Annotated in this window: 21 protein-coding genes and 2 riboswitches; of the genes, 18 read left to right on the forward strand and 3 right to left on the reverse strand. The window is 41.1% G+C overall.

What is annotated here, in order from left to right; all coding sequences use genetic code 11:
• Window positions 1-9: 9 nt before the first annotated feature.
• The 4 genes from ACXADT_RS07330 (at window position 10) to ACXADT_RS07345 (ending at window position 3,247) form a co-directional block, all read left to right on the forward strand.
• Window positions 10-1,794 (forward strand): acyl-CoA dehydrogenase family protein, encoded by a 1,785-nt coding sequence (locus ACXADT_RS07330; RefSeq protein WP_474833972.1) that lies wholly within the window; start codon window positions 10-12, stop codon window positions 1,792-1,794.
• 210 nt (window positions 1,795-2,004) lie between these two features.
• The gene (locus ACXADT_RS07335; protein WP_270179943.1) at window positions 2,005-2,364 is read left to right on the forward strand and encodes an arsenate reductase family protein; all 360 of its coding nucleotides are present in this window, start codon (window positions 2,005-2,007) and stop codon (window positions 2,362-2,364) included.
• A gap of 96 nt (window positions 2,365-2,460) precedes the next feature.
• Window positions 2,461-2,847, forward strand: a complete 387-nt coding sequence (gene gcvH / locus ACXADT_RS07340) for a glycine cleavage system protein GcvH (protein WP_270179942.1) — start codon at window positions 2,461-2,463, stop codon at window positions 2,845-2,847.
• 151 nt (window positions 2,848-2,998) lie between these two features.
• A complete protein-coding gene (locus ACXADT_RS07345; protein ID WP_270179941.1) occupies window positions 2,999-3,247 on the forward strand; it encodes a YusG family protein in 249 nt (82 codons plus the stop codon).
• Window positions 3,248-3,274: 27 nt separating this feature from the next.
• Here ACXADT_RS07345 and ACXADT_RS07350 read toward each other — a convergent pair whose 3' ends face one another.
• A complete protein-coding gene (locus ACXADT_RS07350; protein ID WP_270179940.1) occupies window positions 3,275-3,781 on the reverse strand; it encodes a peroxiredoxin family protein in 507 nt (168 codons plus the stop codon).
• A 141-nt stretch (window positions 3,782-3,922) separates the two neighbouring features.
• On the opposite strand from ACXADT_RS07350, the gene ACXADT_RS07355 reads away from it, so the two are divergent.
• From ACXADT_RS07355 to ACXADT_RS07375, 5 genes are all read left to right on the forward strand, one after another.
• On the forward strand, window positions 3,923-4,441 hold the full coding sequence (locus ACXADT_RS07355; RefSeq protein ID WP_270179939.1) for a TraR/DksA C4-type zinc finger protein: 519 nt from the start codon (window positions 3,923-3,925) through the stop codon (window positions 4,439-4,441).
• A gap of 101 nt (window positions 4,442-4,542) precedes the next feature.
• Window positions 4,543-4,872, forward strand: a complete 330-nt coding sequence (locus tag ACXADT_RS07360) for a toprim domain-containing protein (RefSeq protein ID WP_270179938.1) — start codon at window positions 4,543-4,545, stop codon at window positions 4,870-4,872.
• 70 nt (window positions 4,873-4,942) lie between these two features.
• Window positions 4,943-5,260: a thioredoxin family protein gene (locus ACXADT_RS07365; protein WP_474833975.1), complete on the forward strand. Its 318-nt coding sequence runs from the start codon at window positions 4,943-4,945 to the stop codon at window positions 5,258-5,260.
• 340 nt (window positions 5,261-5,600) lie between these two features.
• Window positions 5,601-6,356, forward strand: coding sequence for an RNA polymerase sigma-I factor (gene sigI / locus ACXADT_RS07370; protein ID WP_270179936.1), 756 nt, complete (start codon window positions 5,601-5,603; stop codon window positions 6,354-6,356).
• A 20-nt stretch (window positions 6,357-6,376) separates the two neighbouring features.
• Window positions 6,377-7,561, forward strand: coding sequence for an anti-sigma factor domain-containing protein (locus ACXADT_RS07375; protein WP_474833977.1), 1,185 nt, complete (start codon window positions 6,377-6,379; stop codon window positions 7,559-7,561).
• Between the two features lie 119 nt (window positions 7,562-7,680).
• Here ACXADT_RS07375 and ACXADT_RS07380 read toward each other — a convergent pair whose 3' ends face one another.
• Window positions 7,681-8,100: a TlpA family protein disulfide reductase gene (locus ACXADT_RS07380; protein WP_270179934.1), complete on the reverse strand. Its 420-nt coding sequence runs from the start codon at window positions 8,098-8,100 to the stop codon at window positions 7,681-7,683.
• A gap of 165 nt (window positions 8,101-8,265) precedes the next feature.
• A riboswitch (SAM riboswitch) is annotated at window positions 8,266-8,375 on the forward strand.
• Window positions 8,376-8,456: 81 nt separating this feature from the next.
• On the opposite strand from ACXADT_RS07380, the gene metX reads away from it, so the two are divergent.
• The 8 genes from metX to ACXADT_RS07420 all read left to right on the forward strand — a co-directional run bounded on the left by metX (window position 8,457) and on the right by ACXADT_RS07420 (window position 18,321).
• Window positions 8,457-9,530 carry a homoserine O-acetyltransferase MetX gene (gene metX, locus ACXADT_RS07385; RefSeq protein WP_474833979.1) on the forward strand — a complete coding sequence of 358 codons (1,074 nt, stop codon included), beginning with the start codon at window positions 8,457-8,459 and terminating at the stop codon, window positions 9,528-9,530.
• 3 nt (window positions 9,531-9,533) lie between these two features.
• Complete coding sequence (locus ACXADT_RS07390) at window positions 9,534-10,832, forward strand: O-acetylhomoserine aminocarboxypropyltransferase/cysteine synthase family protein (protein WP_474833981.1); 1,299 nt, start codon at window positions 9,534-9,536, stop codon at window positions 10,830-10,832.
• A gap of 17 nt (window positions 10,833-10,849) precedes the next feature.
• Window positions 10,850-10,962, forward strand: a riboswitch (SAM riboswitch).
• A 74-nt stretch (window positions 10,963-11,036) separates the two neighbouring features.
• Window positions 11,037-12,815 (forward strand): PLP-dependent aspartate aminotransferase family protein, encoded by a 1,779-nt coding sequence (locus ACXADT_RS07395; protein WP_270179931.1) that lies wholly within the window; start codon window positions 11,037-11,039, stop codon window positions 12,813-12,815.
• 21 nt (window positions 12,816-12,836) lie between these two features.
• Window positions 12,837-13,841: an aliphatic sulfonate ABC transporter substrate-binding protein gene (locus ACXADT_RS07400; protein ID WP_474833983.1), complete on the forward strand. Its 1,005-nt coding sequence runs from the start codon at window positions 12,837-12,839 to the stop codon at window positions 13,839-13,841.
• Between the two features lie 18 nt (window positions 13,842-13,859).
• The gene (locus ACXADT_RS07405) at window positions 13,860-14,690 is read left to right on the forward strand and encodes an ABC transporter permease (protein ID WP_474833985.1); all 831 of its coding nucleotides are present in this window, start codon (window positions 13,860-13,862) and stop codon (window positions 14,688-14,690) included.
• Between the two features lie 12 nt (window positions 14,691-14,702).
• Entirely contained in the window at window positions 14,703-15,458 is a 756-nt protein-coding gene (locus tag ACXADT_RS07410) for an ABC transporter ATP-binding protein (RefSeq protein ID WP_474833987.1), read from the forward strand.
• Entirely contained in the window at window positions 15,455-17,104 is a 1,650-nt protein-coding gene (acsA, locus tag ACXADT_RS07415; RefSeq protein ID WP_474833989.1) for an acetate--CoA ligase, read from the forward strand. Before ACXADT_RS07410 ends, acsA begins: the two co-directional genes overlap by 4 nt.
• A 14-nt stretch (window positions 17,105-17,118) precedes the next feature.
• Entirely contained in the window at window positions 17,119-18,321 is a 1,203-nt protein-coding gene (locus tag ACXADT_RS07420; RefSeq protein ID WP_474833991.1) for a homoserine dehydrogenase, read from the forward strand.
• A gap of 610 nt (window positions 18,322-18,931) precedes the next feature.
• Here the strand turns inward: ACXADT_RS07420 and ACXADT_RS07425 are convergent.
• Complete coding sequence (locus tag ACXADT_RS07425) at window positions 18,932-20,209, reverse strand: IS110 family RNA-guided transposase (RefSeq protein ID WP_474833993.1); 1,278 nt, start codon at window positions 20,207-20,209, stop codon at window positions 18,932-18,934.
• 563 nt (window positions 20,210-20,772) lie between these two features.
• Here ACXADT_RS07425 and ilvE point away from each other — a divergent pair.
• A complete protein-coding gene (ilvE, locus tag ACXADT_RS07430; RefSeq protein WP_270179926.1) occupies window positions 20,773-21,678 on the forward strand; it encodes a branched-chain-amino-acid transaminase in 906 nt (301 codons plus the stop codon).
• The last annotated feature ends 179 nt before the right edge of the window (window positions 21,679-21,857 follow it).

Here is a 21,857-nt window from a genome sequence, read left to right on the forward strand (position 1 = left end):
AACACCTGCATGTCTAATACAATGAACAAAACAGTCAAAGGCGGAAGCTTTCTAGTAGAGGATCATCTTGCAGAAGATATTTTTACACCGGAGGATTTTTCTTCAGAGCATACGATGATGGGGAAAACAACGGAAGACTTTATTGTGAAGGAAGTCGTTCCAGAATTAGAAAAAATCGAAAACCATCAATTTGATATCTCCCGTAAGTTGTTAGAAAGAGCTGGTGAGATTGGACTTCTTGGAGCAGATGTTCCAGAAGAATACGGTGGACTAGGCCTTGATAAAATCAGCTCATCTGTTATAACAGAGAAGTTCGCACGAGCACGCTCGTTTTCACTAAGCTATGGGGCTCATGTAGGGATCGGATCGCTTCCTATCGTGTTCTTCGGTGATGAAGATCAGAAAAAGAAGTATCTTCCTGATCTAGCTTCAGGAGCTAAAATAGCTGCATACGCATTGACAGAACCAGGTTCTGGTTCTGATGCACTCGGTGCGAAGACGACGGCTAAGTTAAATGATGACGGCACGCACTACATTTTGAATGGTGAAAAACAGTGGATTACAAACTCAGCTTTCGCTGACGTCTTTATCGTCTATGCGAAGATTGATGGTGAACAGTTCTCAGCATTTATTGTAGACAGTGAGCTTGAAGGTGTATCGACTGGTCCAGAGGAAAAGAAAATGGGGATCAAAGGTTCCTCAACGAGAACATTAATCCTTGATGAAGTAGCGGTACCAAAAGAAAACCTGCTCGGTGAAGCTGGTAAAGGCCACGTTATCGCATTTAATATTCTTAATGTAGGTCGTTATAAGCTAGCGGTTGGAACGATCGGGGCTATGAAGCGCGCGATTGAGCTTTCTTCAAAATACGCAACAGATCGTAAGCAGTTTAAGACGCCTATTGCGAAATTTACTCTTATTCAAGAAAAACTTGCAAATATGGCCGTATCCACTTATGCAAGCGAGAGCTCAACATACCGTACGGGTGGTCTTTTTGAGAACAAACTAGGAAACCTATCTGATGAAGAACAGAAAGATGGAGCAAAAGTGGCAAAAGCCATTGCTGAATATGCGATCGAATGTTCACTAAATAAAGTATTTGCTTCAGAGGCGTTAGATTATGTCGTAGATGAAGCCGTTCAGATTCACGGTGGATATGGATTCATGTCTGAGTATGAAGTGGAAAATATGTATCGAGATTCACGCATCAACCGAATCTTTGAAGGAACAAATGAAATTAACCGCCTTCTTGTACCTGGAACGCTTATAAGAAAAGCGATGAAAGGTGAACTTCCATTGATGGAGAAAGCTACTGCCCTTCAAGAAGAACTGATGATGCTCATGCCGCAAGAAATTGGGGATGCCCCACTTGAGCAGGAAAAGCATCTTGTTGCCATGGCTAAGAAAATTATGCTGATGGTTGCTGGAACAGCAGTTCAGAAGTATGGAAAGAGTCTTGAAAAAGAACAAGAAGTGCTGTCTAATGTTGCTGACATCATCAGTGAAATTTACTCGATGGAGTCTGCAGTACTTCGAACTGAGAAAGCGATCGATCAAACAAGTAGTGACAAACAGCAGCAAAAACTTCTATTAACAGAAGTTTTCTGTCAAGAAGCGTTCAATCGAATCGAAGCACATGCGAAAGAGACGCTTGTTGCTGTTGAAAGTGGAGATACGTTAAGAATGATGATTTCTGCTTTAAGAAAACTAACACGTCACACGCCAATCAACGTTATTGCAAAAAAACGTGAGATTGCTGCTAACATTTTGGAACAACAGCGTTATGCTGTTTAACTAATATTTTTCAAACCCTATTCTCTTAGATTCCCTCTTGAAAAAGAGGGATTTTTTTTGACTGAATTGGCAAGATAAAACTTAAGGCGAAAAAGAGGATTTACACCTTATATGACGAAAGATGTTTTAGGCACGTCATAATTTGTTGTAGGGAACTCGTATGGTACACTTAGTTTGTACTATTGAACAGGTTTACGAGGAGGAAAAGGATTGTCACTTACTTTTTATGCTTATCCTAAATGCGGAACGTGCCAGAAAGCAAAGAAATGGTTTCAAAGTAATGAAATTTCTGTAGATGAAGTTCACATCGTTGAAAATCCCCCCACAAAAGAGGAACTCGCAGTCTTAGTGGAAAACAGTGAACTTCCTATCAAGAAGTTCTTTAACACGAGTGGAAAGAAATATCGCGAGCTTGGAGTAAAGGATAAGATTGCTTCATCCTCTGAAGACGAATTGTTGGAACTGTTAGCCTCAGATGGTATGTTGATCAAAAGACCGATCGTTACAGATGGAAAACACGTAACGGTTGGGTTTAAAGAAGAAGTTTTTGACGAAACTTGGGGACACTAATAGTTGATTAATTAATAATAACTATTATAGGATAGTTATTGTAAATAATAATAAATACTTACCTTAGTTTAGGGATAGTTCAGGGAGGAATTACTAATGAATTTACCAAAAGATTTCCGTTACTCAGAAGAGCACGAATGGGTACAAGTACAAGAAGATGGCAATGTCCGCATTGGGATCACTGATTTTGCACAGTCAGAACTAGGAGACATTGTTTTCGTAGAACTTCCTGAAGAAGGCGACAGCCTTGAAGCTGACGAACCTTTTGGCAGCGTTGAATCAGTAAAAACGGTATCTGAGCTTTACGCACCTATTTCAGGAAAAGTCATTTCTATTAATGAAGACCTAGAAGATAGTCCTGAATTTGTAAATGAGTCTCCATATGAAAAAGCTTGGATGGTTGTAGTTGAGCCATCTAATACTTCTGAGCTTGATGAGCTTATGACAGCTCAAGCATACGAAGATATGGTAAGTGAAGACTAATCAACACTAAATAATTCCAGCTTTTCGAGGGAATAGTTTTTTCATCATCGCGAACCCTATTGAATGCTTGTGTTTCCATTTAAAGATTGCCTGTACTTGCAAATCTGGTGTTAGGTATAAGGAAAGACACTATAAAAAGGGGATGAATACGATGAATGATCAGTCTCGTCCTATGGAAAAGATCGACGTTACAAGCAGAGTCCATGGTAAGCTTGATCAAAGTTCGATGAACTTGTATTTGAACAAGGAAAAAATTGGTCGTATACTCTTCACGAATCAAGGCAATCAGTATGAGTTTGCCGAGGGCTTTGAGTTTGACCAAGATAAGATTTTTCAGTATCAGCGAGCAATGGAGAAAAACGGAAAGTACGTCGAAGACTGTGACCTCGGATGGTGTTAAAAAACCGGCCCAAAAGGGCCGGCTTTTTTATGCTTTGTTTTTTCGAATATATTTTATCGTAGTTAATAATCCATCTGCTGAAGGACGGCCGAATGGACTGGATTGTAGATATTGCGCCATCAATTTTCCTTCATCATCGATAATAAAAATAGCAGGCTCACCATGCTCGCCATGATCTTCATAAGGATCTTCTTCAGTATGCATGAATACTCCAAAGGAATCGATCGCTGCACGTTCATGATCTTGTAGCACTGGAAAATCAAGACCATGTTTTTTCTTCATGCTTCGAAGTGAATCTAACTCGTCACTTGCGATTGCGATTACGTGTACATCTAAATCGTCAAAAGATGAGATGTTTTCTTGTAACTCTTCCATTTGCTCGTTACATACTGGGCACCATTCGCCTCTAAAGAACACGAGCATATGCCATCTCTTATTGTCTTCCTCTAAATGTTTGTCTAGTTGAAAAAGTCCTCCCTCAGTATCAACGAGAGAAAATGTTGGTACACTCTGACCTAAAGATAATTTAGCCACTATACTCACTCCTATATCAATGTCTTATGTATGGGTTTCCACCTTCCTGTTCTCTTAAAACCTCTTGAGATGGTTTAACGTGCTCAAAGGTGAGGGAAAATAAAATATGGAAAAGAAAAAGAACCTTTGGAGGGAAAAATTATGACTTTGTCGAATCAAGAACTACAGGGATTTAAAAAAACCCTTCTCATCCAGAAAAAGGAAATATTAGAGAGAGGTGCAGCCGAGCATAATGAGAGTAATGGACTGGCTGAAGAAACGGGGGACTTAACTTCATATGACAATCATTTTGCAGACCTTGCAACAGAATTGGATGAACGGGAAAAAGAGATTACCATCGAGGATGCTGCGCGAGAACGATTAGAATTAATCAATACTGCCCTTGATCGCATCCGTGAAGGAAATTATGGGATTTGTGTCGATACTGGAGAAGAAATTGAAAAAGAACGTCTAGAAGCGATTCCATATGCGATACGAACGAAGGAAGCGCAAGATCGACTTGAAGATCGTAAAGAAGGAAATAGAACAGATACTGAAGCTACTTTTGCTACAGGTAGCGAAAGAGAAGATGACCGATTACGAACTGTAGATGATCTAGAAGAAGAACACGGAAATTCAACAAATGTTCCGTCATTAGAAGAAGAGCGTTCTAACGATTAGATTCAATAAGATTACTTTATAGAAAGTGAAACGATATGCCTTCTTATCCATATACTATAGTAAACGCAGTAGAGACGACAGCTTGAATGGAGAGTTGCGCCATGCATGATAAAGTGATTATTGTAGAAGGTAAGACGGATAGAGATCAGCTTCTTAGAATCTTAGATGAGCCTGTGGATATTATCTGCACGTACGGTACGATTAGCTTCGATCGACTCGAAGAATTAAGTGAAGAGCTGGTTGAAAAGGATGTATACGTGCTCGTCGATGCAGACGATGCAGGGGAAAAGCTTCGAAAACAATTGAAGCAGGAAATCCCTCACGCTGAACATTTGTATATTACGATGTTGCATCGTGAGGTGGCAGAAACACCATTAAATTATTTAAAACGTATTTTGCGAGCAGCAAAATTTAAAGTGATGACGGTATAAATACGATAGGGCTATTTCCCGAAGAGGGAGGAGTTCCCTCTTCGGTTTATAAATGAAGGAGTCTATAGATATGATAGAATTAGACAAAGAGGTTGAGATTGAAAGAGCCCAACAGGAATCACTTTCGATGCTCTTTTTTTATACGCCTTTTTGTTCAACGTGCAAAATTGCCGAAAGAATGTTGAGCATTGCTAGTGCAGCTAATGGAATGAAGGAGCAAACGTATAAAGTGAACTTAAACTACTTTCCTGATTTAGCGGAAAAGCTAACGATTCAAAGTGTCCCAGCACTTACGATTTTTGAAAATGGACAAGCGAAAGAAACGATCTTTGCATTTGAATCAGTCGTCCGCCTTAATACTTTACTCCTAAAATACAAGAAGCGTTAAATTTATTTGATGAATTTTGACCAAATGCACCATAAGTTTCTCAAAGCAAAAAGCGTGTCTCAGCAGGCATTTAGCAGTGTAGAAATTTGTTGAAAATTGTGCAATATTAATAATGATAAATTAATATAACAGACAGTAAAGAAACAGTAACATTGTCATTAAATTGTATTTTCGTTGCAGCTGATTGAGTGGTATAAATGAATAGAGAGTCGCCATTCGATTTTGTCGTATGGGGGCGAATTTTATTTTGCATTCTTTTTAATATTCAAATAACAAACATCTAAGAAGAAACCTAATAAGCGATCAATTTAAATTGACTGCAAGATGAGAGGTGTATGACATGACAACCATTTCAATCAGCACAAGAATAGGAAAATATAAAAGTAAAAATGACAATGTTACATTAGAAGATAAAATCGATCGTATCCAAAACGGCGATGAGTTTCTACGCAATAAGCTACTAGAAGATTATCAACCATTTATTAAGAAAATAACGTCAAAAGTCTGCAATCGATACATTAATCAGATGATGGACGAATTTAGTATCGGATTATCTGCTTTCAATGAAGCGATGGATCAGTATCAAAGAGGTCAGGGAAGCCGTTTCCTTACATTCGCAGATATGGTTATCCGTCGTAGGGTAATCGATTATATCCGTAAAGAAGCACGTCAAAATAAGTATATCTATCTCGAACCAGAAGAAGTGGATGAAGAAGGTAGATTAGAAGATAGTTTTGCTGAGCAGAAAGCAGCTCTTGACGTATATGAGATGGACAAGCAGCGAGAAGTTAGAATGTACGAAATTGAAGAATACGAGCAACTCCTGCAAAGATTCAGTATTACGTTTAAGGTATTGAGTAAGAATTGTCCGAAGCATATCGATGCGAGGGATAATGCGAAAATGATAGCAAAACTTATTGCAGAGGATTCTACTCTTTCAAGCTATCTTCTTGAAAAGAAACAGCTGCCTATAAAAGATTTGCTGTCTCTTGTCTCATGCAGTCGGAAAACGATTGAACGTAATCGAAAGTATATAATAGCAGTTGCATTAATTTATCTAGGAGGTTTTAATGCGCTGAAATCTTATATACAGTAACAGAATGAGGGGGCCAGGGGATGAAAAACGGGGTTATTATGGAGATACGAGGCAGAAAAGCCGTAGTCCTGACACCCGAAGGTGAATTTACAACAATTTTTCTTAAACGAAATCATAACTTATCAATTGGCTCTGAAATTAAACTAGCAAAGAAACCTGAGAAAAATAAAAAAGGTTTCTTTATCCCCTCTATGCCTACGATGGCAGGAATGGCAACGATCATCATGTTGTTTGTTATCGTTGCTAGCGTGATTCCTGTTCCGAACAATGATGCAGTTGCTGCATATGTTAGCTTTGATATCAATCCGAGTATCGAAGTAGGTGTTAATTCTGACCTGGAAGTAGTACAGTATCAGGCTTGGAATTCAGACGGCGAAGGGCTGAGTTTAGACCAGGATACAAAAAATATGCCACTTGCTGAGTTTGCAAATGTACTAATTTCTAAGCTCGAAGAGAATGGCTTTTTAACTGATCAGGGAAAGCTGCTTATCGTAGCGAGTAATGTTGAAGAAAACAGTCGTTATCAGAAGGTGAAAAGTAAGCTCGAAGAAACGATTAATGGTTTAAAAAACAATGAGGTCCTTACAGAACAGGCTGTTGCAATCACTACGATTTTACATGCGGATCATCATACCCGTAAGTTGGCAGTGGAAAAGGGTGTGTCTCCTGGAAAGTATATAACTTATCTGGCGGCACAAGATCGTGGAGTAACGATTTCTCTTGAAGATGCCCGCGACCTATCTATTAAGAAATTAGATTCGCTCGAAAATCGCGCAACTGCATCAGAGGGTAATACAGAACCTGTTGAAGACAGGAACGATCTAGATAATAAAATTACTCAGCTTAATGATAAATCAAATAAAGCGGTTGACAGCTCAGAGAATAAAAAAGGACAGAGTAACCAAAATTCTGAAGCGGTGGTAAAAGAAGAAAAAGATCCGATCGGTCAACTATCAAATAAGAACGAAAAGTCTTCATCTCAACCAACCGGAAATAACGATTCTGGTCGTGTGGATAAAGACTCTGAACAAAATGGGGAAAACAACGAGAAAAATAGTGGATCCTCAATAAATGATAAACCAAAAGACGATAAAGAAGTCAGAGAAGATAAAGAAGATAGAGAAAAAGATGATGAAGATGAAGATGAAGAGGATGAACAAGACGAGCGTGAAGACAATCGCTCAAAAGAAGACAATGATGATTAAGTAAGTGAACAGTGAGATTGACAGTTCGCCACGAATAACTTAGATTAACGCCATTATTTTATATTATTTTTAACAAAGCTAGGGAAATTTCCCTAGCTTTGTTTTAGTTATAACTTCATTCAAAGCATGATAGAAGGGAGGACTTTAACAATATCCAGGAAAGATGCCCTGTCCCCGAATGTTTGTACAACTTCGTGGTTCCTGTCTAAAAGGACAGTCGTTGGTACACCAGTGCACCCATACTTATCGTACGTATCTCTACCATTATCTTTTAATACTGGAAAAGGCAGATCGTTCTTGATAGCAAAATCTTTGCCTGCCTCTTCTGTTCTTTCACGTCCAGTCACATTTATTGTTAAGAATGCAAGTTTGTTTAAGTCTGCATGTTCATAAAATTGTTCTTTCATAGGTAGGTCCTTCATACAATCAGGACACCATGAAGCCCAAAACGTAAGCATAACCGGCTTCCCTTCATAGTCGGTTAATGAATACGTTTGATCACCTCTGACCTCTTGTAAAGAAAACGTAGGGGCTTTCACAAAAAGTCTCCTTTCGCATATAGTTTTATGGTAACCTTATCAAAAATCTGGTTCTAATCAAAATATTTGATGCGTAGAGTGGATTTGTATAAACTTTCAGAAAATGTTTGACACTAATGCATTGCCTTGCTAAAATAATACTCAATCAAAGTAATTGAATATTCGTTCTTATCTAGAGAGGCGGAGGGACTGGCCCTATGAAGCCCGGCAACCGTCAAACCATTTGGTTTGAAAAGGTGCCAATTCCTGCAGGTATAATGCCTGGAAGATAAGCGGAGCTGATTTCTATAATCCAGCCTCTCTGTCTTTCAGAGAGGCTTTTTTATATTCAATGAGCGTGATGGGAGTGATCGGAGTTGAGAAGAGAGACGGTATACGAGGACCAACGGATATCCATTGGCTCGTTCGTTCTCGAATCAGGAAAAGAACTTGACGAGGTTGAACTTGCATATGAACGAGTAGGACCGAAGGAAGCACCAGTCATTCTAGTCTGTCATGCACTAACGGGCAATCAGTATACGGTTGGAAGGAAACAAGATGGTTGGTGGGAAGGTCTGATTGGTCACGGTAAGTATGTAGATACCTCTGAATTTCAAGTAATCACATTCAACGTATTAGGCGGTTGTAATGGTTCGACGGGACCATTATCTCGTAATCCGTTTACAAACCGACCATATCAGGCGGATTTTCCATTCATAAGCGTGAGGGATATGGTTCATTCTCAAAAGCGAGCACTTGAAGCACTCGGTATCGATCGACTTCATGCCGTGATCGGTGGGTCGCTTGGAGGCATGCAGGTGCTTGAGTGGGGAATTCTCTACCCTGATGCGATGGAGCATCTTGTTCCATTAGCTGTGACACCATCTTTGAGTGCTTACGGAATTGCATATAATGCCATTTCAAGACATGCCATAACGACTGACCCTGAATGGAAGGGAGGGTATTATGATCAAACACATCCTCCCGCATCGGGGTTAGCAACAGCACGTATGATCGGAATGATTTCGTACCGAACAGATGAGATGTTTCAGAAGAAATTTGGAAGAAGGGTCATTGCAAAACCTGAAGATCACCATGAAAAGGCTCTTTACGACGTCGAATCTTACCTTCATTACCAGGGTAAAAAGCTAGTTGGTCGTTTTGATGCCAATAGCTATTTGTACTTATTAAAAGCAATGGATAACCATGATATTACCAGGGGAAGGGACGCACCGATTGAAGAAGTGAAGGCAAATGTTTTAGCAATTAGTTTTAAAGGTGATTTAATTTATCCTCCTAAAGATCTTGAAGCTTTATTTTCGCTTAAGGCGCGTTTTACGATCGTTGATACAAAGTATGGTCATGATGGATTCCTCGTTGAATTTGATAGATGGGGGCAATTAATCAAAGAACAATTACAAGAACCGTCAAAAATACAAAGGAGTGGATAAGAGATGGCAGAGAAGCGTTATAACTTAGAAACGATTGGCATTCATGGTGGTTTACAGGCAGATCCAGCTACAGGAGCGAGAGCACTACCGATTTATCAATCCAACGCATACAAATTTAACAGCACGGAACATGCAGCTGATTTGTTTGGTTTAAAAGAAGAAGGGTTTATTTATTCTAGAATTGGTAATCCGACGGTAGGAACGCTTGAAGAACGGGTTGCGGAGCTTGAAGGCGGAATTGGAGCCCTCGGTCTTGCAAGTGGTATGGCAGCCATCACAAACGCGATTTTAAATATTGCGAATAGCGGTGATGAAATTGTTTCTGCTTCTACTTTATATGGCGGCACATATAACCTTTTTTCAACGACGCTTCCTAAATACGGAATAAAAACCAACTTTGTTGATCCGAAAGATCCGGAATCGTTTAGAAGTGCGATTACTCCTAATACAAAAGCAATCTTTGCAGAAACGATTGGTAATCCAGGCCTTCACGTACTCGATATCGAGAAAGTGGCTGAAATCGCTCATGAAGCTGGCATTCCGCTTATCATCGACAATACCTTCGCAACACCGTATTTATGTAGACCGATCGAGCATGGTGCTGATATTGTTATTCATTCTGCGACGAAGTGGCTTGGTGGTAACGGTTCAACGATGGGAGGTTTGATCGTCGATAGTGGAAAGTTCGATTGGAATTCATCTAAATTCCCAGGCTTTATCGAACCAGATCCTTCCTATCACAACATCGTTTATGCAGAGGCCCTGCCTGAAGCAGCTTTCATCATAAAAGCTCGTGTTCAACTATTACGAGACACAGGCGCCTCATTGAGTCCTTTTAACGCTTTCCAAATCGCATTAGGAATTGAGACACTTCACGTTAGAATGAAGGAACATGTTGCAAACACGCGTAAAATCGTTACCTATTTGAAAGAAAACCCGGCAGTTGAGTGGGTGAGTTATCCTGAAGAAGAAAATCATCCGTCAAAGACCTTAGCTGCAAAATATTTACCAAAAGGTGCGGGAGCCGTAGTCGTCTTCGGAATAAAAGGCGGCCGCGAAACCGGAGCAGGAATTATTAACTCAGTAAACCTGTGGTCACATGTGGCAAACGTTGGGGATGCAAAAAGCTTGATCATTCATCCTGCAAGCACAACTCACCAGCAGTTAAGTGCAGAAGAACTAACCGCTGCGGGTGTTCGAGATGACCTGATTCGCTTGTCGGTAGGCATCGAACATATCGATGATCTTGTCGACGATTTGGATCAGGCAATTTCAAAAGCAAGAATAGCAGCAAGTGTATAGCAAAACTAAATAAATTACTCTTATCCAGAGAGGCAGAGGGACTGGCCCGATGATGCCCGGCAACCTTTAAGCAAGAAGCTTAAAAAGGTGCTACTTCCTGCAGAATAGCTACTATTCTGAGAGATAAGAGGAGGCAAAAGCCCTCTTCTTATTGAAGTGGGCTTTTTTTATATTTACTACAACACAATTACTGGAGGAATTACGATGACACAACAATATCAGTTCGACACACTTTCCCTACACGGGGGTCAATCCCCAGATCCAACGACTGGCTCGAGAGCAGTACCGATTTATCAAACGAGCTCGTACGTTTTTCATGATAGTGAACATGCCGAGCGATTATTTTCCCTTGATGAACCAGGAAATATTTACTCCCGGATTGGAAATCCCACGGTGGATGTTTTTGAGAAACGAATGGCTCTGCTTGAAGACGGGGTCGCAGCGGTTGCAACTTCATCAGGTCAGGCAGCAATCGCACTTTCTATTCTGAATATCGCAAGTGCGGGTGACGAGATCGTAGCGGCTTCTAACTTATACGGCGGTACTTATAACTTATTTGCGGTAACCCTCCCGAGATATGGGATCAACGTAAAGTTTGTCGATCCAACAGATCCAGAAAACTTTAGAAAAGCGATAACTGATAAAACAAAAGGCGTTTTCGCTGAAATCATCGGGAACCCAAGCTTGTCTGTACTAAATGTAGAAAAAGTCTCAGCAATCGCACATGGAGCAGGCATTCCATTGATCGTCGATAATACGTTTGCCACTCCATACGCATGTAAGCCACTCACTTTAGGAGCAGATATCGTTGTACATTCTGCGACGAAGTGGATCGGTGGCCACGGTACATCGATTGGAGGAGTAGTCATCGACGGAGGTCGTTTTAATTGGAACTCTCCGAAGTTTCCAACGTTCACTGAACCTGACGATAGCTACAACGGCATTCGCTATGCGATTGATTTTGCGACTCTTGCGTTCAGTACAAAATTACGTGTCCAGCTCCTTCGAGACTTTGGGTCTTGTTTGAGTCCATTCAATGCCTTTCTTCTTTTACAAGGACTTGAGACGCTTCATCTCAGAGCGGAAAAACATAATGAGAATGCACTTAAGCTAGCAACCTATTTACAAGATCACCCTGCAGTAGAGTGGGTGAGCTATCCTGGTCTCCCAAGTCATCCTTCCTATCATGATGCGAAAGAAATTTTAACGAATGGCTTTGGTGCAGTTGTGAACTTTGGAATAAAAGGAGGAAAGGAAGCAGGGCGTAAGCTCATTGATCATGTTTCACTTTGGTCTCACCTTGCAAATGTGGGGGATGCGAAAAGCTTGATCATTCATCCAGCGAGTACGACTCATCAACAGTTGAGTAGAGAGCAGCTAGAGAAAGCAGGAGTAAAAGAAGAACTGATTCGCCTATCTGTCGGTGTAGAAGGTGCAGACGATTTAATCTTCGACTTGGATCAATCGCTTCGTAAAGCGGCAGGTCTAGAAACGGATACTCGTATCGTCATTAATGATGAAGGTGAAATTCAATGGGCACTTCAAAGTCCTTATGAAAAAGAAGTGATCGATGGTGTTGAAACGCAAAGACAGAAAACACTTGCCGTCGTTGGTCTAAGTGGGAACGAATCGCGACCGAGTCACCGATTAGCAAGGAAGATGCAAAGATTAGGATACAAGATAATCCCTGTGAATCCGAAGGCAGATACAATCCTAGGTGAAAAAGCGTATCCCGATTTAAAAAGTGTCCCACATTCAATTGATGTCGTGCAGGTGTTTAGAAGTCCTGAGGCAGCTGTTGAAATCGCAAGAGAAGCAGGGGAGATCAAGCCACGCATATTCTGGCTGCAAGAAGGCGTGGTATCTGAAGAAGCTGCACAAATAGCAGCAGACGCTGGTTTACAAGTTGTTCATAATCGATGCACATATAAAGAAGCCCAGAGGCTAAGAGGCACGATTTCAACATATGCATGTGAACTTTAAAAAAGAGAGGGAGAAACCATTATGAAGAGAATTCCATGGATTGATGTAAGAAGTTTCGTTGCACTCGCTCTGATCGCGGCTTTGATTATTAGTGCAGGCTGTTCTTCTTCAGACGCTTCTTCAAAAGAAGGGCCTGATGAAATCAGAGTGGATTACGCTTACTATTCTCCTACTAGTCTTGTCGTGAAGAAGCAAGGGCTTCTGGAAGAGGAGTTTGAGGACGAGGACATCAACATCGAATACGTCTTGAGTCAAGGAAGTAACAAAGCGCTTGAATTCTTAAATAGTAACAGTATTGATTTTGGTTCAACGGCAGGTGCAGCGGCACTGATGGCAAAAGCAAAAGGCGCACCGATTAAAAACGTGTATATTTATTCAAAGCCAGAATGGACAGCACTCGTTACTGGAAAAGATTCAAGTATTCGTAGTGTAGAAGATTTAAAAGGTAAAAAGGTAGCTGCAACGCTCGGAACGGATCCTTACATCTTCTTGCTTCGTTCTTTGAATGAAGTGGGGTTAACTCAAGATGATATCGAACTTGTGAATCTTCAACATGGAGACGGGGCATCTGCCTTAAGTACTGGTCAGGTAGATGCTTGGGCAGGACTGGACCCTCATATGGCGCGTCTTGAACTAGAAACAGGAGCAGAACTTTTCTATCGAAATGCAGATTTGAATACGTATGGTTTCTTGAACACACGGACAGAGTTTGCTGAAAAATATCCTGAACACGTGAAACGAGTGATTAGCGTTTACGAGAAAGCTAGAAAATGGGTGATCGAACACCCGGAAGAGGCAGCTGAGCTATTAGCAGAAGAAGCTGATATCCAACTTGACGTAGCAAAAAAGCAGCTTGAAAGAAATGATTTTTCAAGTCCCGTTCCTGGTGAAGAACAGAAGAAAGCGATTGTTGAAGCAGGAAACGTACTACAAAAAGGGGAGATTATTGAGCCAGATGCTGATATTGAAAAGTTAACGGATGAATTGATCGATCCATCGTTTGCGGAAGAAGTCATCCAGAAATAGAAAGGGGATAAGAGATCCATGGCAAAAAACCATACGGAAGCAATCCCCTTAAAGGGGGTTACGGGTAAAGCCTCGCCTAAACCGTTCAATTTACATCCGATTCTTATAGGAAGTATTCTCCCTTTCATATTGTTAGTTGTTTGGGAAACTCTGAGTCGGTTAGGGGTGCTCCCTTCCTATCTACTTCCAGCTCCAACAGTAATCTTTAACACGATTGTCGATCTAGGAGCTGATGGCTCTCTCTTTGGCCATATTGGCATCACGCTTTATCGGATTTTCTTAGGTTTTCTCTTAGGAGCGGGGGTTGCCTTAATACTCGGATCTTTTGTAGGGATTTACCGTAAAGCTGAGCAATTTTTTGATCCGATCATCCAGGCCTTTCGCTCGATTCCATCGCTAGCCTGGGTTCCTCTTTTTATCCTATGGATGGGAATCGCAGAGGCATCGAAAGTGACACTGATTGCAGTAGGCGTGTTTTTTCCAGTCTATCTGAATGTTGTTAGTGGAATTTTGAGCGTCGATCGTCAATTGATCGAAGTAGGAAAAATGTATGGATTAAATAGTTATCAATTAGTAAAACGAATTATTCTCCCTGCTTCACTACCTTCATTTCTTATCGGCCTTAGAAGTGGTCTAGGGCTTGGATGGATGTTTGTCGTTGCAGCTGAATTGATGGGTGCAAGTCAAGGATTAGGATATTTGCTGGTTCTTGGGCAGAACACATACTCACCAGAGCTAATTATTGCAAGCATCGTTCTCTTTGCTCTGCTTGGAAAAGTGAGCGATGCGATATTGAAGGTAGTCGAGAACAGATCGCTGCATTGGCAGGATCGAATGGAACAGCGGTAAGGGGGAGTCAAAATGAGTTTACAAATACGAAATGTGAGTAAAGAGTTTGAGAGTCGAAAAGCCATTAGCAACATTTCGTTTCATGCAGAAAGTGGCGAAATCATCGGGATACTTGGAACGAGTGGGTGTGGGAAGAGTACATTGCTACGAGCGGTTTCAGGATTAGATACATCGTATACCGGCGATGTCATCATCGATGGAGAGGTGTGCAACCATGTTGATGAGAAATTAGGATTCATTTTTCAGCAGCCGAGGCTTATGCCATGGTTATCCGTCATAGACAACGTATCGTTTGGTTTAAAAGGAACGAGAGAAGAGAAGCGCTCAAGCGCAGCGAAGTACCTTGATCTTGTTGGCCTAAAAGGCAATGAAAAAGACTTTCCAAAACAGCTTTCTGGTGGAATGGCGCAGCGTGTTGCGATTGCAAGGGCGCTTGTAACATCCCCGCAGTATTTGTTATTAGATGAGCCTTTTAGCGCACTCGACGCATTTACGAAAATGAAGCTTCAAGATCTATTGTTAGAAATATGGGAGTCTTACAAAACAACGATTCTGCTCGTTACTCATGACATTGAAGAAGCGCTATACCTTTGTGACAGGCTCATCATTCTTAAGGGTCAGCCTGGAAGGAAAGAAGAAGAAATCATAATCGATGAACCACGACCTCGATCTCGAGGAAGTGTAAAACTCGCAGAATACAAAGAACAAATTTTAGAGAGGTTGGAATTGACCACACCTGCAACCGTCAGTGGAGGAACCAGCATATGAGCATTACACTACCAAAACAGATTTCATCTCAAGCGAAGTATACGAACCTTGAAAGTTATGAAGAAGCATACGAAACATTTCAGTGGGAAAGTGTCGATCATTTCCTCCATCGTTCTGGGAAAATGAACGTCGCTTATGAATGCATCGACCGACACGTTGAAAATGGATTTGGAAATAAAGTTGCATTGCATTATGTTAATGAAGATGAAAAAAGATCGTTAACGTTTGAAGAAGTGAAAATCAAGACTGATCATTATGCCGCTGTATTAAAAAAGCATGGGGTAAAAAAAGGAGAAAGGGTTTTTGTGTTCCTCCCTAAAAATCCTGAATGCTATATTGCCATACTCGCAGTGATTAAGATCGGGGCGATCGCAGCTCCTTTGTTTGAAGCGTTTATGGAAGAAGCTGTGAAGGATCGCATCATCGATTGTGGAGGTACAGCGCTCCTTACCGATCAAGAACTTCAGAAAAGAGTGCCTGCAAATGAAATACCTACTCTTCGTCTTATTCTCACAACCGAAGAGGTGGAAAGAACTCAGGTAGACGAAGAGCCACGTATAGAGTGGGCAGATCCGGAGGATGGTTTTTTACTTCACTATACAAGTGGTTCAACAGGAAAGCCAAAGGGCGTTCTTCATGCTCAACGTTCCTTGGTTCACCATTTTCAGTCAGGTAAATGGGTACTTGATATAAAAGATACAGACGTGTATTGGTGCACCTCTCACCCTGGGTGGGTAACAGGAAGCGTATATGGTTTGTTTGCTCCTTGGTTAAATAAAGCTACGATCGTCATTAACGGAGGCCGCTTTAAAGCTGAGGATTGGTATAGCTTAATCGATGAGCTGAAAGTCACAATCTGGTATAGTGCACCAACTGCGTTTCGCATGTTGATGGCAAAAGAAGATATAGTAGAAAACTATCGCTTAACATCATTACGACACATTTTGAGCGTAGGAGAACCATTGAACCCAGAAGTGATTCAGTGGGCATCCCTGGTATGGGGGCAACGAATTCATGATACGTGGTGGATGACAGAAACAGGCGGACACCTGATCGTGAACTTCCCTGGTGAGAAGATTAAGCCTGGTTCGATGGGACGGCCGTTTCCAGGTGTAAAGGTTGGGATCCTAGATGAGAACGGAAACGAGGTTCCTGTCGGAAATACAGGACAGCTTGCTATTCAAGCACCGTGGCCAGGATTAATGAAAACGATCTGGAACAACAAGGAGAAGTATGAAAGCTATTTTCCTTATCCAGGTTGGTATGTGTCAGGTGACCTAGCTTATAAAGATGAGGAAGGATTTATATTCTTCCAAGGTCGAGATGACGATATGATCAATTCTTCAGGTGAACGAATCGGTCCATTCGAAGTTGAGAGTCAATTGATCACCCATCCTGCTGTTGCTGAAGCAGGCGTGGTAGGTAAACCCGATAAACTCCGAGGTGAAATCGTTAAAGCCTATATTACTTTGCGATACGGTTATGAAAAAAACGACCAACTTCTAGATGAGATTCGCCAACATGTAAGAAAAAATTTGGCTGCCCATGCGGCTCCAAGAGAAATAGAAGTACTCGATGAGCTTCCTAAAACCAAAATTAGCGGAAAAATATTAAGAAGAGTACTAAAAGAATGGTCAGCACAATAGCGGGGGTGGAGATGATGGAAACATTACATGTAGCGTTAATTGGTTTTGGAACAGTAGGCAAAGGGGTTTATGAGAGTATTGGAAAACAGCGTGAACAATTGGAGGCTTTACTGCGAAAAAAGGTGTCGATAGAAGCGATTTTGATTCAAAACGGTGAAATAAAGCGAGAAGTAGACGATCGCGTGTTGGTGACGACGGATGTTGACGAGTTATTAAATCTACCAAAGCTTGATGTCGTATTCGAAGCGATTATAGGAGTTGAACCTGCTCATACGTATTTGTCTAGATTCATAGAAAAAGGCTGTCATGTTATTACGGCGAATAAAGAATTACTTGCTACTTCCGGTAATGAACTTAGGAAGTTAGCTGAAAAGCACAACGTAGGACTTAGGTATGAAGCGGCAGTTGCAGCATCTATTCCGATTCTTAGCACGTTGCGAGAGGGAATCAGAAGTAACCAGATCAAAGAGATAAGCGGAATTCTGAACGGAACTTCTAATTTCATTCTCAATGAGTGTCAAGTGAGCGGGTTGTCTTTTGAAGAAGCACTCCGATTAGCACAAGAGAAGGGATATGCGGAGGCTGACCCTACGAATGACGTCGACGGCTGGGATGCATTTTACAAGATTCTCATTCTCTCTGATCTTGTTTATGGAAAACAGCCTGAATGGGAAAGTATCACTAGAAAAGGAATTAGGGAAGTGACCAGCTTTGATATTAAGAAAGCTGAGGCACTTGGTCTTAGAATTAAACATATCGCAAATCTTCGTTTGCAAAAGGAAGAGCCAGTTATTACGGTTGAGTCAGTTGCAGTTTCTGAAGCCCATCCTTTTTTCAATGTGACAGGTGTTAACAATGCTCTATCTGTTGCTGGTAATCTCGCAGGTAACATAACGTTAACTGGTCCGGGTGCAGGAGCAGATCCTACAGCGAGCGCAATGGTAGAAGATTTATTAAGCATCGACCGAAACAGCACTGAACCGGTTTACTATTCCCAAATAGAAAAGGGGAATGCTGTTGAAGAGGACTTCTTGTTGATCGGAGACGATTCAGAAGTAAGGGGACTCGAAGTACTTCCTACCTCAGAAAAAGGAGCTTACTATGTCACAGGCAAAAGAAGTGAAGTAGAAGCATTACTGGAACATAGTAAAGCGAGCCTCTATCCTCTCCAAGGTCTGACCCTAAATCATTCTACTTCTAGATTAGCGGTTGTTTAGTTACTAGAGTATTAAGCTCTCAAGACCAACGAAATTGTGAGCTTTGTCGTCACAACACTCTTTTGAACCCGTCACCCTAATTCCACTGAAGTCGAGAATTTTTATTCTTCTATCAGCGTTGTACTAAGTTTTTTTATTCAAATAAAAAGCTAACTTGAAATGACGTGAAGAAAGATTTTTTTTAAATAGGTCGGACAGTTTAACTTTGATTGATTGTATTCTAGTAGGAGGGAATACCTCTTGACTCCCTCCGGAAATGTTGATGTACCAGTGTTTAATAGGATTAAAAATCTTTTTAAATTTCCCTGTAGGAACTAAACCCCTACAGGGAATTCCTTATTTAGGAATATAAGGAAGTGGATGGCGTGTTAACCTGCTGATCCATGTAATTTTTTACAGAAATATATACGTGCACACTTGATCTCTGCTTGCTTATGAGGACGAACCCTCCCATGTCTCTTGACGTCATGCGTCTACATTCCTTCGTTAGGTCTCTTCATAAGGCAGAGGCCGGCATTATTCTCCCGTATGAACTCTAGGTTGAAAGTCAAGATCTGCGCCAGCTTCTCTGTGTCATGCCTATGTGTTTGATCGAGCTTAAAAGTAGTCGCTAAGATACGCTTTTAAGACAGTGGAGGTCATTCCTCATTCTATCTTCTTGAAAGTATACATGGTGGTTTGAAAGACCGAAAAAGATTTTAAGTAGCTTGCTGCATAACACAACCATCGCTTCCTTCTTTTTCAGAGGATTTTCTTTTCTCGAAATATAATACGAGTACAAATCAAAGAATACAGGGTTATTTTGAAGTAAAGGAAGAACAGCCTTGAAGAGGAGACTCCTCAACCTTTTCCTCCCTCGTTTGGATATTCTCTTTTGCCCCCTATGCTTACCAGAAGAGTTCTCACGTAATGTTAATCCCGCTAGCTTAATGAGTTGGCGTGGATTTTCATATTGTGTAAAGGATCCGGTTTCGGCAAGTAAATCAACAACCGTGTTTTCGCTAATTCCTGGAATAGAGACTAGGTACTCAAACTCGGTCATTTCTTGGGCTAATACAGATAAGCGCTGATTTAACTCTTCGAGCTGATCTTTGAGGAAGGTAAAACGATCCATCAAGCTATTTATTTCAAATCGGCCCATCTCCATACCATTCGTAACCCCAATAGAGTGCTCAGCTAATCGCTGTAGCTTCTCAATTTTCTTTTGAGACGGCGCATAGAGACCTGCCTTGTCCTTATATACATTCGCAAGTTCTTTCGAACTTACTCCAACGATATCTTCTGGTAAAGGCGTATGTTTTAAGATGGCGCAAGCCAGCTGGCCAAAGCTTTTAAAGACCGTCGAAAATTCAGGGAAGTATTGATCCTGCCAACGAATCATTCGATTCTTTAATCTAGCTTGTTCTTCTTTTAGTTGCCATCTCAACGTAGATCCTTGCCTTAATTCAGCTTCAACGCCATCAGGTATTCTAGGAAAACTAAAGTGGCCACCTGTAATGAGCTTCGCTATAATTCTTGCGTCTTTTTTATCATGCTTTGTCTGAAGATTATCATCAAATTCTTTCGTTCGGTGGACGTGCATTGGATTAACGACCACAAAAGGAACATCATAATCTAAAAGGAACGAAGCTAGATTTAGCCAGTAATGACCTGTAGGTTCAAATCCAACTAAAATCTTATCTTTCTTATATTGCCGAAGTAAGCTATGAAGTTCATGATACAAGGAATGAAACCCATCCTCGCTTTGTTTGAACTTGAAAGGTTGATTTAATTCCCTCCCGCGATCATCAACTGCGCACGCATAATGAGTGTGTTTCGCGATGTCGATGCCAATGACGAGAGTTTGATTTGTCACTTGATTTAATCGTTGATTCCGTTTATTATCCAAAAAGAGCCCTCCTTTTGATGATTGTACTTTGGTTAGGTACGAATGCATCATAACGGAGGGCTTTTTTGTATGCAATAGAGGATTCCTTTTCTGACAGGAATTCTCCCGTGGTCCAACGGGCGTACGAGACTCAGAGTGGACCGGTTTTGTCCGCTTTGAGGCTCGGGCGTTCGTCCACAGGAAAGCAAGAGGTATTCAAGCTCCTACGTCATTGGGACTAGAATATTTAGGTTTCCCTACACCCCCTCTCATACTGAGAAGGGTTTTTTTATATTTTGCCATGTAAGCGCTTTAATAAAATTTACAATAAAAAACTTGATGTCATGTAATCTCACTCTAGATGGGATTGTAAGCGGTTGCAAATAAACAGATATATCTAAATAGTCTAAAAACTTTCAGAAAGGGTGTTGACCTTCTGTGGAAACGGGAGTATTATTGTCCTCAATTAAACAAATTATTTAAACAATTCACACACATTGAACAAGGACCTGACTCGCTTTGGTCCTTGAAATTAAACTTGACGCTTTAATGCGTCTATTACCAAAAGGAAAGGAGTGAACAAGGTGAGTGAACAATGGATCTACCTTAACGGAGAATTTGTGAAAAAAGAAGATGCCAAAGTATCGGTATACGATCATGGCTTTCTATACGGCGATGGGGTGTTCGAAGGAATTCGCATGTATGACGGAAACGTATTCCGACTAAAAGAACATCTTCAGCGACTTTTCGACTCAGCTCATTCAATCATGCTAAATATTAACTATACGATGGAGGAACTGACTGACATTATCGTTCAGACATTGAAGAAAAACGACCTTCAAGATGCTTACATTCGTATTGTTGTATCACGAGGCGTGGGAAATCTTGGGCTTGATCCATTCACATGCAAGGAGCCTCAAGTGATTGTTATTGCAGAATCACTAGCCTTGTTCCCTAAACATCTTTACGATACAGGAATTGAGATCGTAACGGTAGCAAGTCGAAGAAACCGTTCCGACGTTCTTAGTCCTAAAGTGAAATCATTAAATTACTTGAACAATATTTTGGTGAAAATCGAAGCGAACCTTGCCGGTGTGAGCGAAGCACTCATGCTAAATGATCAAGGCTATGTTGCGGAAGGTTCTGCAGATAATATATTCATTGTCAAAGGGAACGTAATCAAAACGCCACCTGGATATGTTGGCGCACTAGAAGGCATTACGCGAAATGCCATCATGGAACTAGCGAGAGAAAAAGGATATGAGATGCGAGAAGAAACGTTCACTCGACACGATGTGTATGTTGCCGATGAAGTTTTCCTTACTGGAACAGCTGCAGAAGTGATTGCCGTTGTTAAGGTAGACGGAAGAGTAATCGGTGAAGGCCGACCAGGTAAAACGACGAACAACCTTCTAAAAGCTTTCAGAAATATTGTGACAACAGATGGCGTAAGCGTATACCCATCTAAGCGAGACGTTCAAGCGGGTTAAGGATTCAAAATTAAATACACAAAATCAATGACGAGGTAAAAGGTGCAGGATCGAGTGGTTACCAGAGAGCCGGTGTAGGTGGAAGCCGGTATTACTCCCTGCTCCGACATCCCCTCTGAGTGTTGATCTGAATTGAGCAACTTAGGATCAGCCAGGTGTTTTACAACACTTGTTATTAA

This window comes from Anaerobacillus sp. ABR4_321 (assembly GCF_056158505.1).

Coding starts and splice junctions, on each gene's coding strand:
- ACXADT_RS07330 (WP_474833972.1), top strand. CDS start 10: ATGTCTAATACAATGAACAAAACAGTCAAAGGCGGAAGCTTTCTAGTA.
- gcvH (WP_270179942.1), top strand. CDS start 2,461: ATGAATTTACCAAAAGATTTCCGTTACTCAGAAGAGCACGAATGGGTA.
- ACXADT_RS07345 (WP_270179941.1), top strand. CDS start 2,999: ATGAATGATCAGTCTCGTCCTATGGAAAAGATCGACGTTACAAGCAGA.
- ACXADT_RS07355 (WP_270179939.1), top strand. CDS start 3,923: ATGACTTTGTCGAATCAAGAACTACAGGGATTTAAAAAAACCCTTCTC.
- ACXADT_RS07360 (WP_270179938.1), top strand. CDS start 4,543: ATGCATGATAAAGTGATTATTGTAGAAGGTAAGACGGATAGAGATCAG.
- ACXADT_RS07365 (WP_474833975.1), top strand. CDS start 4,943: ATGATAGAATTAGACAAAGAGGTTGAGATTGAAAGAGCCCAACAGGAA.
- sigI (WP_270179936.1), top strand. CDS start 5,601: ATGACAACCATTTCAATCAGCACAAGAATAGGAAAATATAAAAGTAAA.
- ACXADT_RS07375 (WP_474833977.1), top strand. CDS start 6,377: ATGAAAAACGGGGTTATTATGGAGATACGAGGCAGAAAAGCCGTAGTC.
- ACXADT_RS07390 (WP_474833981.1), top strand. CDS start 9,534: ATGGCAGAGAAGCGTTATAACTTAGAAACGATTGGCATTCATGGTGGT.
- ACXADT_RS07395 (WP_270179931.1), top strand. CDS start 11,037: ATGACACAACAATATCAGTTCGACACACTTTCCCTACACGGGGGTCAA.
- ACXADT_RS07400 (WP_474833983.1), top strand. CDS start 12,837: ATGAAGAGAATTCCATGGATTGATGTAAGAAGTTTCGTTGCACTCGCT.
- ACXADT_RS07405 (WP_474833985.1), top strand. CDS start 13,860: ATGGCAAAAAACCATACGGAAGCAATCCCCTTAAAGGGGGTTACGGGT.
- ACXADT_RS07410 (WP_474833987.1), top strand. CDS start 14,703: ATGAGTTTACAAATACGAAATGTGAGTAAAGAGTTTGAGAGTCGAAAA.
- acsA (WP_474833989.1), top strand. CDS start 15,455: ATGAGCATTACACTACCAAAACAGATTTCATCTCAAGCGAAGTATACG.
- ACXADT_RS07420 (WP_474833991.1), top strand. CDS start 17,119: ATGGAAACATTACATGTAGCGTTAATTGGTTTTGGAACAGTAGGCAAA.